This is a genomic window from Bacillus sp. BC05(2025) (assembly GCF_056725905.1).
Window position 1 is genome coordinate 1 of record NZ_JBWYRA010000014.1, and the last position, 13826, is coordinate 13826.

Here is a 13826-nt window from a genome sequence, read left to right on the forward strand (position 1 = left end):
CGAATATGTTTTTAGATATTTCGATAAATATTAACATCTAAAAAATGAAAAGAAATGAGATAAAGTCCAGCTAGAAAACTAGAGAGTAGTTTTAATCGCTTTTACAGCATTTTTCGTCGCGATAGAATTTGCCATAGTAAAAATAAGAGGATCAAAGATTGACCAATTTGTATTAGAAGGAAAGAAGGGTGCGCTTGCAGCTAAAAAGGTGACCACAAAACTGGATGAATATTTGTCAGCTTGTCAATTGGGGATTACAGTGACAGCGATGGGACTAGGTGCACTAGGTGAGCCAACCATCGAAAGACTTTTACACTCCTTATTTGATAAAGTGAATGTCAATCCTTCCATTGCAAGTTTATTATCTTTAGGAATTGCCTTTACTATCATGACGTACTTACATATCGTAGTAGGAGAATTAGCCCCAAAAACATTTGCGATTCAAAAGGCTGAAAAGATTACTTTATTACTTTCGCCTCCGCTTATTTGGTTCTATAAAATCATGTACCCATTTATACGATTGTTAAATGGCTCTGCAAGGATGATAACAGGACTATTCGGCCTAAAACCAGCATCAGAGCATGACGTGGCTCATACAGAAGAAGAATTACGACTCATTCTCTCTGAAAGCTATGAGTGTGGAGAAATTAATCAAGCTGAGTATAAATATGTAAATAATATTTTTGAATTTGATAATCGTATTGCTAAAGAAATTATGGTCCCTCGAACGGAAATTATAGGACTACATGTAGATAATTCTTTAGCAGATCATATAAAAATAATTCGCCATGAAAAGTACACACGTTATCCTGTATTTGGAGAAGACAAAGATGAAATCATTGGAATGGTGAATGTGAAAGACTTCTTTATTCGTTACATCAATAAAGAAACTAAAGAATCCGATTCGATCCACTTGTATACGCGTCCAGTAATAGAAGCGATTGAAAGCATTCCAATACATGATCTTTTACTGCAAATGCAAAAGAAACGTATTCCATTGGCTGTATTGCATGATGAATATGGCGGTACAGCTGGTATTGTAACCATTGAGGATATTCTAGAAGAAATTGTAGGAGAAATCTGTGACGAATATGACGAAGATGAACGTCCGCCCATTCAGCAAATGAATGAATATCATTTCATAGTAGAAGGTAAGGTACTCATTAGTGAATTAAACGATTTGCTGGGATTACATATGAATGATGATGATGTTGACACGATTGGTGGTTGGATTATGATGCAGAATTATGATATCGAAGAAGGACAGACAATAAAAAGCGAAGAATATGAATTTAAGGTTCTTTCTAAAGATGCCCATCAAATTAAAAGTGTCGAAATAAAAAAAGAAATTGAGCAAGCAGCAACTGTATAGTTGCTGCTTTTTATTTGTGGCGAAGTTATAGTTCTTAAATTTACAAGAAAGAGTTGTTGGAGAAGAGAGCGTATTTTATATGTCTTTTTAGCTATGTAGGGGTCAATATATATATCCATCACCCTAAAAAATTAGTTGTTCTCCAAAACGAAAATTTCAACTCTTCATAGCTGTCTATGGGAATCCAGCTTATTTGTTGTCTTAGGGAATAATGGATTTCTTAACTTGATGGTAGTGGGGCGAGAATCTATGTTGGAAAATTTAGACTATTCGTCAATATATCATGTTGACATACAAATATTGTAATGTTAGTCTAAACATACCGACGTCCGGTATCTATAAAGAAAGAAGGTTTTTAAATGAGAAGTAAAGATTCAAAGCAAACAATTGAAAAAATCCTAACAGTAGCCACATCACTGTTTAGTGAAAAAGGTTTTGATAAAACGAGCATACAAGATATTGTTGATTCTCTTGGAATGTCAAGAGGAGCTATTTTTCATCATTTTAAAACGAAAGAAGACATATTAGAAGCAGTCATGGAACGACAGTTTAATTATACTTACGAGATGTTGGAGCAATTAGTTAATAGTATCGATTCAGTAAATAGTAGGGATAAGTTAACAAAAATTTTAGAAAGAATTGCATCAGATAAAAACATTCACTCTATTGATGATATTTTGAATTACCAAATAAAAAATCCACAGTTTATTGTGCAAGGAATAAAAGCAAGTGTAAATAAAGAAGCGTTAATATTTACGGAAATCATGAAACAAGGGATAGCAGATGGTTCCATTACAACGGAATATCCCAATGAATGTGCAGAAGTTTTTATGCTTTTGATGGATGTTTGGACGAACCCGATCCTATTTAATCGTAAAAAATCAGAAACGATTAGTCGGATAAAGTTCTTACAACATATGATGAGACAATTAGGGGTTGATATTGTAAGTGATCAATTAATAAAAGAACTTATGAATCATTATCCAAATATAGAAATGGGTGGTATTAATGAATAAAATTGCTGTAAAAACACACAAATTGGTAAAAGTATTTGATGGTTCAGAGGTTATTAAAGGAAGTACGATGACGGTAAAAGCTAATACTGTTTATGGTTTTTTAGGTGCCAATGGTGCAGGTAAAACGACAGTATTTAAAATTTTATCAGGCTTATTGCTTCCTACATCTGGGACAGTTGAAATTTTTGGAATGGACGTAACGAAAAAGCGCGATTTGATACTAAAGAGTATAGGAACTTTAATTGAAGTTCCGGTATTTTATGAGCATTTATCAGCAACTGAGAATTTGAAATTTCATTTGGCTTATATGAATGTTGAAGGATTTGAGATTTCTAAAGTATTAAAAATGGTAGGTCTTGTTCAAACAGGTGATCAGCCAGTTTCTAAATTTTCATTAGGCATGCGACAAAGATTAGCCATAGCACGTGCATTCATTCATAAACCTAAACTTTTAATTTTGGATGAACCAATAAATGGATTAGACCCACTTGGGATTCAAGAAATGAGAGTGTTATTTAAAGATCTATCAGAAAATTATGGGATGACTATTCTTATTTCAAGTCATATCCTTAGTGAACTTGAACACATTGTAGATTCGATTGGAGTCATTGTAAATGGGGTAGTGGTAGAGGAAGCACTTCTAGAAGAGGTAAAGAAAAAATCTCCAAAGGGGTTAGAAGCTCATTTCTTCAAAATAATGTCAGGAGGAAAAGTATATGCTTAATTTAATCCAACTTGAAATTGGAAAAAATAAAATAAATACTTTTATTTTAGCAAGTGTTATTTCGAGTATTGGTTTGCTTGCATTTATCTATTTTGTAGCATTTGTTGCAAAAGAAACAAATGAAATTCAATTTCAGAATTATGCTAATATTTACAAATTCACTATCTTAATGGGGATGATTGTTTTTTCAACTATATCATCTGTAATGTATACTCGCTTTATTATTGAAGAATACAAAGGAAAACAAATGACATTGTTATTTGCTTATCCTGTCAATCGGAAGAAAGTTTTACTTGTAAAATTACTTATTGTAAGTGGTTTTACTACGGTGGCTATGATTATTTGCAGTGCCATACCTATCATTATTTTTAGTTTAACAGAGAAAATATCTCCTATTGTTCCAGATACTCTTTCACAGGAAGATATTTTCTCTACATTGTTAATGATTGTAATTACTGCTTTTATAACAAGTATGGTAGCCCTTATTGCTATGAGAATAGGTTTTATTAAAAAATCAGTTCCTATTACAATTATTTCTTCTTTCGGCTTAATTGCACTTTTAGGGAATACTGTGGCATCTGGTTATGATAATCCTATGTTAGGTATCATTATATTAGTAATAATTGCTGCTATTGGGATCTTAGTTTCTCTTGAATTGATGCAGAGAGTAAACCGGATGGAAATAGATTAATTTAGGAGGGAGTTCAATGAGTAACTATCAAGAAACAGTTGAGCTAAATGAAAGAACTAAAATAGAAATTCAGATTAAAGGTGGCATTGTTTTTTGTCATGCAATAAAAGGAACAGAATTAGTTATTAATGGTTCATTAGGACGATATTGTAAGGGGATAGAAATAAAACAACTAGCGAATCGTCTAATTTTAAAACAAGAAGTTCGCATTACTCCAATTCTTATGATAGGATTTCCAAAATCAGTTTATTTAGATATAGGTATTCCAGAAGAGATGATGGAATACCTAGCTATTAATCAAGATCTTGGTGAACTGACTCTTGAGGGACTTCAAGGAAAAGAAATACAAGTTAACACGAAGACTGCGAAGTTGGTAGTAAATGATGTCTTATGTGATTCTTTAGATTTAAAGGTTGGGAGTCGCCCTGCAAATATACGTTTATTAAGAAAAATTCAGCATACTAATGTTAAGTCTATTTCAGGGAAGATTAATTTAGAAATGAATGAGATAGGTGGAGATTTGAACTGTTCATGTGGTGCAGCAGGTGCTTATATTAGGATTCCACCAAAGGCTAGTGTCCAAATAAACAAACGCGGGGTTAGAAAATGTGTAATAGATGCTGTATTATCAGGAGAACAACTTTATAAATTTAATTTAACAGCTAATTTAGGAGAGATAAGAGTTATAAACTAGTAAAGAATAAAGGCCTTTTGAAAGATAGAGGAACAACTTTTAAAAGTAGCATGATGAAGTGAAGGGGTAGAGTATGAGGTCCCACCACATCGCTATCAAGTTAACAAAACAATATTCCCCCATACCCATCAACTTAAGAAATTGATTGTTCCCCAAAACGATAAAATGAGCTGAATTCTCATAAATAACTGTAAAAAGGTGAAAATTTCGGTATGGGGGTATCTCAAAAGCTTAGGTTGATGGCAATGGGGTAGCGCCAACAAAACGCGAATTTCGTACGCTAAGCAAATTTTCATAGAAAAAAGCTGTTTCCTCTAAGTTTAGAGATAATCGGCTTTTTCTTTGTAAATCAAAACAATAAAATCATATGAAACCTATAAATATATATTATTACATAAAGTATGATTCTTAGTATTCTATAATTAATTAATCCTCATCATACAAATTATCTACAGATTCTTGTAAACAATCTAATAGATAGTCGTTGAAGTTTTCATAAGTAATGGCATACAGTTCCTTTGAAAAACGACTCCAAAAGACAACAGGGCACTCACCATCTTTCATTTGATTGGTATCTAAACATGCCACAGTACCATCGATATCATTTAAAACAATGTATTGTTCAGGAAGGTTATATGTTTCTCTATATAACTTGGTGTGGTAAACAACGGAAGAATCCGCAGCTGTTGTCTCACAACCATGAATATCCATACCATCCAGTGCGCCGCTACCATACTGTTTTAAAAACCAATGATAACTGTTTGGGAATTTAATGTTTAGCATTTGTGCTGCCTCTCGAATTGTACATTCATTTACCCCTCCCATAAAATCACCATCTTTTTCATATGTGGTAATGATTGAAATAATCTTGTGATTCATCTTTTTATTTCCCTTCTAAATGTTCTCGCGCTCTCATTTTCCAATAGTTATTTCTAAAATTATTATACTGTTTTATATAGCTCTTTGTCGTTTCTAAAACTTTCTCCTAATTCTACTAAACCATGTAATGCTTTAGTAAATTCATCATGTTTATTGGCTGGTATTTCAATCATTGCTCCAGGTTCTTTTTGCGTTCAATGATGTAACTCAATTTTGTGGTTATCTTTTGTAAAAGGTACCCCGACATCTAAAGCTAGTTGAAGATTCGAATTTCTGCTTTTATTAACGGATGGTGGAGCGACGTAATCCCAATCTATATTTTTCATACGGTAACCCCTTTTACTAATATCTTTAGTTTGCCCAGCCACTTTAACAGTACCTGTCACTTCATGTGCTGCATATATATTAATCACCAAACTTACCTAACCAAGATAAATCTATCTTCGTGTTGGTAAATTTCTGTCTATTGGTAACTATAGACTAATTCCTCAGACGAACAGTTTAAAAGACGGAATAGAAGAAAAATTAGAAAAAATAACTATATAATGGTAGAATATGGTTGATTAACCGGTAGCTGATTAATCAATAAATCTAGTATTAAAGGGGGAATTAGTTTGGGAAATAGGAATAAAAGAATGAAAATTTGTTTTCAAAGGTTAATAGCTGTAAGTGTTTGTTTTTTGTTATTTTTTCTGGGGAGCAATTATTCAAAAGCCGAAACTGTTGCACCTATAACATTAAATCCTAAAGAGGTAGAAACATTCACCAATAAAGTAATTCCAGAGAAAATGAAAAAAGAAAATGCAGCTGGTGTAGCTCTTGTCGTTGTAAAGGATAATCAAATTCTATTTCAAAAGGGATTTGGATTTTCCGATAAAGAAAAGAATACTCCCATCGATCCCCAAAAAACAGTTTTTCGATTAGCCTCAATATCAAAAGTTTTTACTGCTAGTGCTGTCATGCAGTTAGTTGAACAAGGAAAAATTGATTTAAATAAAGATATAGTAAATTATATGGGGGGATTAAAGTACCAAAATAACATGAGTGAACCAGTTACAATGGAGCATTTACTTACCCATACAACAGGGTTTGATTACGTAGATCCAAGACCAGAGGATATCCATTATCAAGATAATGATTATACAATGCTTAAAGATTATGTAGAAGATAATATGCCCACTGTAGTAAGAAAACCAGGGGATACATATACATATGATAATTTTGCTTCTATGCTTCAAGGGTATATTGTTCAAAATCTGACAAACACACCTTTTTACAAATATATGGCTAAAAATGTTTTTTACCCTTTAGAAATGCATAATAGCAGTTTTGTTATGACTAATTTTATTAAGGAAAAGTTAGCAACAGGATATGATGCTAAAGGCAATGCCATCCCATTTTATCAGACAAGACCAACAGACATGCCACAAGGCAGTATGTTTTCTACAGGAAGTGATGTAGCCAATTTTATGATTGCTCAATTGAATGATGGTAAATTTAAAAATAACCAAATACTACAAAAGGAAACTGTAGAAGATATGCAAAAAACAAAATTTGCGTTACATCCCAAATACCCTAATATGACATATGGGTTTGAATTCTTTTCACCGCAAAGCCATAATGGGCAATATGTGTTCGGTAAAGGTGGAAATATACCAGGTTTTTCATCTTTAATGTGGTTAATTCCAGAGCATAAAATTGGAGTTTTTGTTGTTACAAATAAAGATAGTTCAGCACTTCCTGTGGAAGTATTTGATGATTTTATGAATCACTATTTCCCAGATAAAACAAAGCCTGAATATTTAAACCCTAATGAAGAAGAATTAAAGAAATTTGAAGGCGTTTACCGAGATTTGAGATTAAAAAACCTAATGTCACATGTAAGCATAAGTGAAGGGAAGTTATTTGTAAGTGATAAAGTATATGGTAAACAACAGCTAAAACAAATAGACCCTTTACTATTTGAGGATGAAAAAGGGAATTATATGGCATTTAAACTTCACAAAGATGGTACTGTGAAAGAGATGATACATTGGAACTCTGGCAGCTCAGCGGTGAAGTTAAGTGAGCCCGAGAGATTTAAAGACGTAGATGAAAAGCACCCGTATGCTAAGTTTATAGATCCTTTACATCAATACGAGGTATTACAAGCAAATAAGGAGGGGGATTTCAATCCAGAATCTTCTCTTACACGGGCAGAATTTGCATATTGGTTATCTCAAATTGCTTATTTTACGCCACCTTCAAAAAAAGAACCAGTATTTTCTGATGTGAAAAATCATCCGTATGCACCGCATATTCAAAAGTTATATGAAATTGGTATTTTATATGAAAAAGAAGGGGAACAATTCCAACCAGACCGCGCAATTACTAGACAAGAAGCAGCATGGATTACATGGCAGTATTTAAAAATGTTAGGTGCGCCATCTGCAGATGCAACATTAAAGGGAGAAACTGATGATTGGGCAATAGAATCCGTGAAAAACATTGTAGGTCATCGTTTAGTAGGGCCTGAAGTTATATATAATGAAGATGGATCAGCAGATTATCTATCAAAACAAAGTATGAAACGACAAGAGGCAGCAGCATTGTTATTTTACGTTTTGTTATCTAGTTAATTTGTTTTGAGGTAAATTTCACAAAAAGAAAAAATCTAAAGAGCTTGAAATAATATATAGAAAAAGAATAGTCTTCGACCAATGATTTATCGTAACAAACAGGGGTGGATGAGTTATAACCATACTCCAAATCTTAAGTAGAGCTGTTATTAGAAGAACGTCTTAAGTGTTTTGTCATGTAAGGAGCTCCTTTCAGGGGAGCTTTTTTTATTTTATTATTAATAATTTCATGTACCGTAATTATTAATAATAAAATAAAAATCTACAACAAGGGGATTCAATTCAAGTTAGATAGAACTAGGTCACAGTAATACATTAGTTACCATCAAATAGGATGCATAAAAAATTGTGATTATCTTTTTTTATTGAAGGGGTACCGCCACATCGCCATCAAGCTAAGGGTACCAAGAGGGTATATGTGAGTGTATTTTTTTGGATTTCTACGATTACACTAAAAATGTGCATAACAAATAAGCCTATCAAATAGGTGTTTTGAAAAGTATTATGCAACTTTGAAACTCTGTGACAACGTACAATTATACATAACGCCTAGGATATTAAAGACTGTTTTCTTTTCGTAACGGTGAGATTTCCGTCCGTTTTTCTCTAAAAGATAAAATAAACGCAGAAAAACTTTTAATAATTCTTGGATGCCCTTTTTTAATCCATGGTAAAACAATAGATAATAATTCTTTATCATATAAATGGATTTGTACTCACTTAACTCTTTCTTTTTCTTATCTAAGAGTAACTGACGCATTTTGAGTATCGTCGATGAACAGAGTAAAATGCTAATGAGTTGACCATATAAATGACATTCTAAGCGTTCTTTCTTGATTTCTTTGCACTTGTGAATTTGGAAGAAAGATTTCCATGTTTTGAACAAAATTTCAATTTGCCAGCGTAATGAATATAAATCATGGATATGTTCCGTTGGAACATTTTCTACAGAAAGATTCGTAATATACACGTTGATTCCACTCAACCGTTTACTTCGTTCTTTGTAGGTAATACCTTTCTTTTTTTGCTTGTTCCTTCAACCTTTTCTCTGTTTGTTCCTTTGTTAATCGATGAATAATAACACGAGCTGGTAATTTTTGATACTGTCCAATGTATGCTTCTGAAATTTTCAATGTTTGACCAGGGAGCAATTGATTCATGAGTTCTTCCATATCTAATTGAATATAGAGTGTTCCTTTCTTCACGGTCCCATTTTGAAAATAATCTGGCTCATCATTCTTACAATAGATTCGAGAATTTAATTTCAAACGTGAAACATAGTAAGCGCCTTTATCATGAATCTTCTGTAAGTCATGTAAGTCAAAATAGCCTAAATCTCTTATATACAAGTCTTTTGGTTGAATGGTTTTTAGGCTTGTTGAACCAAAGGTTTTATCATTCTCTCTTCCTTCTCCTACATAAACGTACAGGAACTTTCCACTCAATAGGTCATACTCCAATTGAATTTTGACTCCTGCCGTATGGCTACTTCCACCTGAACCTTGATAATGTGAAGAAAACTTATCTGGAAGCTGAAATGTTGTAGAATCTAGAATTCGAATGTGCTTAAAAATCGTGGTATATTGATGAATTATTCCTTGTGTTGAATGAATTCTTTGGGTTAGAAGGTTAGCTAGAACTTGTTCAAGAAATTGTACTGCGGAAGCATTAAATCGTTGGTTAAGTCCTTCAGGACTTATAAGAACACCTGTAGATACTTCAAGACAGCTACATAATTGCGTGAGTGATGTAGTTGCGACCTGTTGACTAAGCCATACACATAAAGCAACTAACTCCTGTGCTTGATATTTACTCTTTCGCTGAACGAATCCTTTTTCTTTGGCTAAGTGTTCTAGAACATGAGAAGACATATGTCGTTGTAATTCTTCAGCAATCGGTTGAAGTTCATCAAGAATCGAAAGATTCATAAACAAACGCCATCCTTTCTTATGATTCTACAGAAAGGATTACGCCTTTTTTGCTTTATGGGTAGTGTCAAACCTTACCTTAATAGCGGTGCGGTAGCACTAACAAAACGAAAATTTCGTACACTAAGCAAAATTTCATAAAGAAAAAGCCGATTTCCTGTACGCTTAAGAGATAATCGGCTTCTTACTGTTAAGTTGTCTGTAGTGGCCGTAGAGAGTCTAATGGTGCAATTTCTCTTTTGCTAAATCAGTATTCTTCTAGAAAGTTAATGTGTTCCCATTCTAATGGAGAAATATATTTTAATAATTCTTCATCAAATTGTTCTTTTTTCTTCAAAGCTTTTATTGCTTCACTTAAATAAAAAGTATTCCACACACTAATTGCATTAATTAATAGGTTTAGTGCACTAATTCTTTGAAGTTGATCTTGTAGCGCTCTTTCTCGTAATTCACCATGTTTTCCAAAGAAAATAGCGAAAGGCAAGGCGATGAACACATTTACAAAATGACGAGAAAAATGACAAAACTGTAAGAATGCACGAATGTTTGTAAGAAAGTTCGATGTTTTCCTTTTTCTTTTTTTATTATAGTGAGAAGGAAGAAAGAAGAAGGAGGGATTTGAAAATGTCTTTTTCTCAATTCAATATTGATATTTTTCGAGCAATTAATGATTTAGGTAAACAATATGTCTCATTTTTTCAACTTCTAATTGGAATTTAATTTTGGTTGACTACATAATAGTTTCTGTATATTTAAAGATACAGTAATCAAATGATTTTTAAACTCTTTAGAAATTTAATTTAACCTTCGTGAAATATAATAAATATAAGGTGGTGTTTATATGAAATATATTGTTGAAACAAATAATCTAACTAAAAAATATAAAAAAAGTAGTGTGGTTAGTGGTGTAAATCTAAAAATTCCTGAAGGTGAAATTTATGGATTTTTAGGACCCAATGGTGCTGGAAAAACAACTAGCATTAGAATGTTATTAGGTTTAATTAAAGCGACTGAAGGTAATATTACAATTTTTGGTAAAGATTTAAATGAAAATCGTTTATCTATTTTATCTGATGTTGGAGCACTAGTGGAAAATCCTTCTTATTATGCACACCTCAACGCAATTGAAAATTTAGAAGTTTATAGACTTTTAAGAAATATACCAAAAGAAAAACTACATGTCGTTTTAAAAACTGTCGGACTGCAGAATGCAGCACACCAAAAAGTTAAAGAATACTCTTTAGGCATGAAACAACGTCTTGGCCTTGCCATTGCATTACTTGGTGATCCTAGATTATTAATTTTAGATGAACCGACAAATGGACTTGATCCCCAAGGGATACATGAAATGCGTGAATTAATAAAGAGCCTTGCTAAGGAAAGAGGCATTACTATACTAGTATCAAGTCATTTATTAAGTGAAATAGACCAGATGGCTACATATGTTGGGATTATTTCAAAGGGACGGCTCATTTTCCAGGATAAAATTGAAGTTTTACGACAACATTCACATAATTCAATTAAGATTTTAGTTAATAAACCTAAGGAAGCATGGAAAATCCTTCTTGCTAGTGGTATACCGTCAGTGATGGAGGAGGATAAAATTGTTATATCTAATACTGATAATACAGCTATAGCTAAGATTGTGAAAGCTTTAGTAGCAAATGACATATCTGTATTCCGTATTGAAGAAGAAAAAAATTCACTTGAAGATATTTTCCTAAACATCGTAAAGGAGGAACAAAACGATGTACAAATCCCTCTTAGCATCTGAATTTCTTAAATTAAAGCGTAAGTGGGTTTGGTTTTTAATAATGATAGCCCCAATAGGTGTTATTATACTTCAAGCAATAAATTTTAGTTTAAGATACGATTATTTGATAGAAAAATATAAAAATGATTTGTGGGGAGGGCTACTTTCAAATGTTCAGTCTCTTTCCCTTCCAGCAATACTACTAGGGATTACAATTATTACTTCTATAATAGCCCATTTAGAACACAGCTCTACTTCTTGGAAACACCTTTTAATACTACCAATAGAAAAAAGAAAAATATTTATAGCTAAATTTATATTAAGTTTTATTTTATTATTTATATCTTGCTCCATTCTCTTTATAGGGAGTATTTTTTTAGGTATAGGATTAGATTTTGGATATTCTATTCCATGGTCAAAAGTAATAAAAATTAGTTTTTTCCCTTACTTTTCTGCCTTACCAGTTTTAGCATTACAATTATGGTTATCCATTGTTTATAAAAATCAAGGAATCACATTAATAGTGGGAGTTTTAGGTACAGTATTAGCACTATTCTCAGAATCCTTGCCAGATTGGATTATATGGAAATTACCCTTACTTGCAAGTAAATCAAATACAACTACACTGTTAGGGGCTACAGTTGGGGTTTTACTAATTTTGATAACAACATTTGATTTTGTAAGAAGGGATGTGGATAAATAATGCTAGATTTAAGATTATTTTTGGCTGAATTCCATAAGATTAAAAAGACAAAAATCTGGCTACTATTATTTATTAGTCCCCTTTTAACAGGGATGTTAACTTACCTAAAAGTGAGTGATACATTAGCATCTTTAGATAATTGGGAAATTATTTATTCATTTGCTTCAATAATACACGCTATGATCTTTCTCCCATTATTAACTGGAATTTTTACTGCTTTTATCTGCCGTCACGATCATTTACATGGTGGGTGGAAGCAATTACTAGTTCAGCCTATAAAACGTTATCAACTTTACTGTACTAAAGCTATTTTTGTGCTATTTTCTATAATTATTACTCAACTTTTATTCCTTTTAGAAATAATTATAGTAGGTTCTATTTGCGGGATAACAGGCCCTTTTCCTACAACATATATATTCAAATCTTTAATAGGTGGAATATTTACAACATTACCTTTAATAGCACTTCAAATGTGGCTGTCCGCAATATGGTCCAGCTTTGCTGCTCCAATGGTAGTATGTGCTGGTCTAACGATACCTGGTATAATAATTAGTCAGTCTGAACGATTTGGTCCAATTTATCCATGGAGTCAACCCCTTTTAGCTATGTTACCTTCAGGTAGTGAAACAGGGCTATTATTTATTTCTACAAAAAGTATATTAATTGTATTGATTAGTTTTATTGTATTGTTCGCAGGGGGACTAATCAATTTCAATAAAAAGACATATTAATGTAAATACTAATGATTTTATATAATCACTTTAATATACAAAGATGATTACTAATGAAAATAATTATTTATCTTTTAGCTAGATTAACTCTAATTGTTATGATTGCTACCATTATTTTTGATATGAATTTACCGTATAAATTAAATCACTGGTTAAGTATTCTATTAGCTTCGTTTGTTATTATATTAGGTTTCTATAGTAATAAAAATTCTAATTTTAATAAATAAATTAGAAGAAAAATATAAAAAGATTTCATCGTACTGGATGAAATCTTTTTATATTTTTTCTCATTAAAATCTCCTATTGCCATCAAGGTAAGAAATTCGTAGTTACATAAAACGAAATAATGAGCTAAATTCTTATAAATCACTAGCCTTAGAGAAGTAATTTTTTCGTTCTGGAGGTACTATAAAATTTTAACTTGAGAGTGATGTGGCGGTACCCCATTGCTATCAAGTTAAGATTATGCAAATTCAATTTAAGCTGAAATTGTTCTTTTTTCTAAAGGGAGAGTATATTGCTTTAACTATTGTAAATAATCTTGAGTCCGATAGATCTCTTATTGTTGGTGTAAAATTAAACCCCAATAAATGGGTAAATCCGAAATTCTATTTTGTGTAACCGACTGTGTCTGTATACAGCAATATGACTTTACTTGGTGTAATAGGTATGATAGGCTCGTTATTCAGAAAAGATTCCGATTGAGAAAAGCACATC

The 13826-nt window shown here is 32.2% G+C and carries 12 protein-coding genes and 4 pseudogenes; 10 read left to right on the forward strand and 6 right to left on the reverse strand.

Going from position 1 to position 13826, the window contains the following annotated elements; translation table 11 throughout:
• Positions 1-94 precede the first annotated feature (94 nt).
• The 5 genes from ACZ76X_RS26190 (at position 95) to ACZ76X_RS26210 (ending at position 4497) form a co-directional block, all read left to right on the forward strand.
• A complete protein-coding gene (locus ACZ76X_RS26190; RefSeq protein ID WP_479852219.1) occupies positions 95-1372 on the forward strand; it encodes a hemolysin family protein in 1278 nt (425 codons plus the stop codon).
• 359 nt (positions 1373-1731) lie between these two features.
• The gene (locus tag ACZ76X_RS26195; protein ID WP_479852154.1) at positions 1732-2388 is read left to right on the forward strand and encodes a TetR/AcrR family transcriptional regulator; all 657 of its coding nucleotides are present in this window, start codon (positions 1732-1734) and stop codon (positions 2386-2388) included.
• Entirely contained in the window at positions 2381-3112 is a 732-nt protein-coding gene (locus ACZ76X_RS26200) for an ABC transporter ATP-binding protein (RefSeq protein ID WP_479852155.1), read from the forward strand. The genes ACZ76X_RS26195 and ACZ76X_RS26200 overlap by 8 nt, the downstream gene beginning before the upstream one ends.
• Positions 3105-3803, forward strand: a complete 699-nt coding sequence (locus ACZ76X_RS26205) for an ABC transporter permease (protein WP_479852156.1) — start codon at positions 3105-3107, stop codon at positions 3801-3803. The genes ACZ76X_RS26200 and ACZ76X_RS26205 overlap by 8 nt, the downstream gene beginning before the upstream one ends.
• A gap of 16 nt (positions 3804-3819) precedes the next feature.
• The gene (locus tag ACZ76X_RS26210; protein ID WP_479852157.1) at positions 3820-4497 is read left to right on the forward strand and encodes a DUF4097 family beta strand repeat-containing protein; all 678 of its coding nucleotides are present in this window, start codon (positions 3820-3822) and stop codon (positions 4495-4497) included.
• A 426-nt stretch (positions 4498-4923) separates the two neighbouring features.
• On the opposite strand, the gene ACZ76X_RS26215 is transcribed toward ACZ76X_RS26210, so the two are convergent.
• From ACZ76X_RS26215 to ACZ76X_RS26225, 3 genes are all read right to left on the reverse strand, one after another.
• On the reverse strand, positions 4924-5376 hold the full coding sequence (locus ACZ76X_RS26215; RefSeq protein ID WP_479852158.1) for an SMI1/KNR4 family protein: 453 nt from the start codon (positions 5374-5376) through the stop codon (positions 4924-4926).
• 62 nt (positions 5377-5438) lie between these two features.
• Positions 5439-5549 carry a hypothetical protein gene (locus ACZ76X_RS26220; protein WP_479852159.1) on the reverse strand — a complete coding sequence of 37 codons (111 nt, stop codon included), beginning with the start codon at positions 5547-5549 and terminating at the stop codon, positions 5439-5441.
• Positions 5550-5570: 21 nt separating this feature from the next.
• A complete protein-coding gene (locus ACZ76X_RS26225) occupies positions 5571-5792 on the reverse strand; it encodes a hypothetical protein (protein ID WP_479852160.1) in 222 nt (73 codons plus the stop codon).
• Positions 5793-6011: 219 nt separating this feature from the next.
• Here ACZ76X_RS26225 and ACZ76X_RS26230 point away from each other — a divergent pair, with 219 nt between their 5' ends.
• Positions 6012-7994 (forward strand): serine hydrolase domain-containing protein, encoded by a 1983-nt coding sequence (locus tag ACZ76X_RS26230; RefSeq protein ID WP_479852220.1) that lies wholly within the window; start codon positions 6012-6014, stop codon positions 7992-7994.
• Between the two features lie 502 nt (positions 7995-8496).
• On the opposite strand, the pseudogene ACZ76X_RS26235 reads toward ACZ76X_RS26230, so the two are convergent.
• Positions 8497-9922: pseudogene (locus ACZ76X_RS26235) on the reverse strand (IS4 family transposase).
• 247 nt (positions 9923-10169) lie between these two features.
• Positions 10170-10409, reverse strand: a pseudogene (locus tag ACZ76X_RS26240) (Tn3 family transposase); the annotation flags it as partial.
• Between the two features lie 137 nt (positions 10410-10546).
• Between ACZ76X_RS26240 and ACZ76X_RS26245 the strand changes: the two are divergent.
• The 4 genes and pseudogenes from ACZ76X_RS26245 to ACZ76X_RS26260 form a co-directional block, all read left to right on the forward strand.
• Positions 10547-10609: pseudogene (locus tag ACZ76X_RS26245) on the forward strand (undecaprenyl-diphosphatase); the annotation flags it as partial.
• 154 nt (positions 10610-10763) lie between these two features.
• On the forward strand, positions 10764-11696 hold the full coding sequence (locus tag ACZ76X_RS26250; RefSeq protein ID WP_479852161.1) for an ABC transporter ATP-binding protein: 933 nt from the start codon (positions 10764-10766) through the stop codon (positions 11694-11696).
• On the forward strand, positions 11671-12378 hold the full coding sequence (locus tag ACZ76X_RS26255) for an ABC transporter permease (RefSeq protein ID WP_000278329.1): 708 nt from the start codon (positions 11671-11673) through the stop codon (positions 12376-12378). The genes ACZ76X_RS26250 and ACZ76X_RS26255 overlap by 26 nt, the downstream gene beginning before the upstream one ends.
• A complete protein-coding gene (locus tag ACZ76X_RS26260) occupies positions 12378-13109 on the forward strand; it encodes an ABC transporter permease (RefSeq protein WP_479852162.1) in 732 nt (243 codons plus the stop codon). Before ACZ76X_RS26255 ends, ACZ76X_RS26260 begins: the two co-directional genes overlap by 1 nt.
• 506 nt (positions 13110-13615) lie before the next feature.
• Here ACZ76X_RS26260 and ACZ76X_RS26265 read toward each other — a convergent pair.
• A pseudogene (locus ACZ76X_RS26265) lies at positions 13616-13747 on the reverse strand (Tn3 family transposase); the annotation flags it as partial.
• Positions 13748-13826 lie beyond the last annotated feature (79 nt).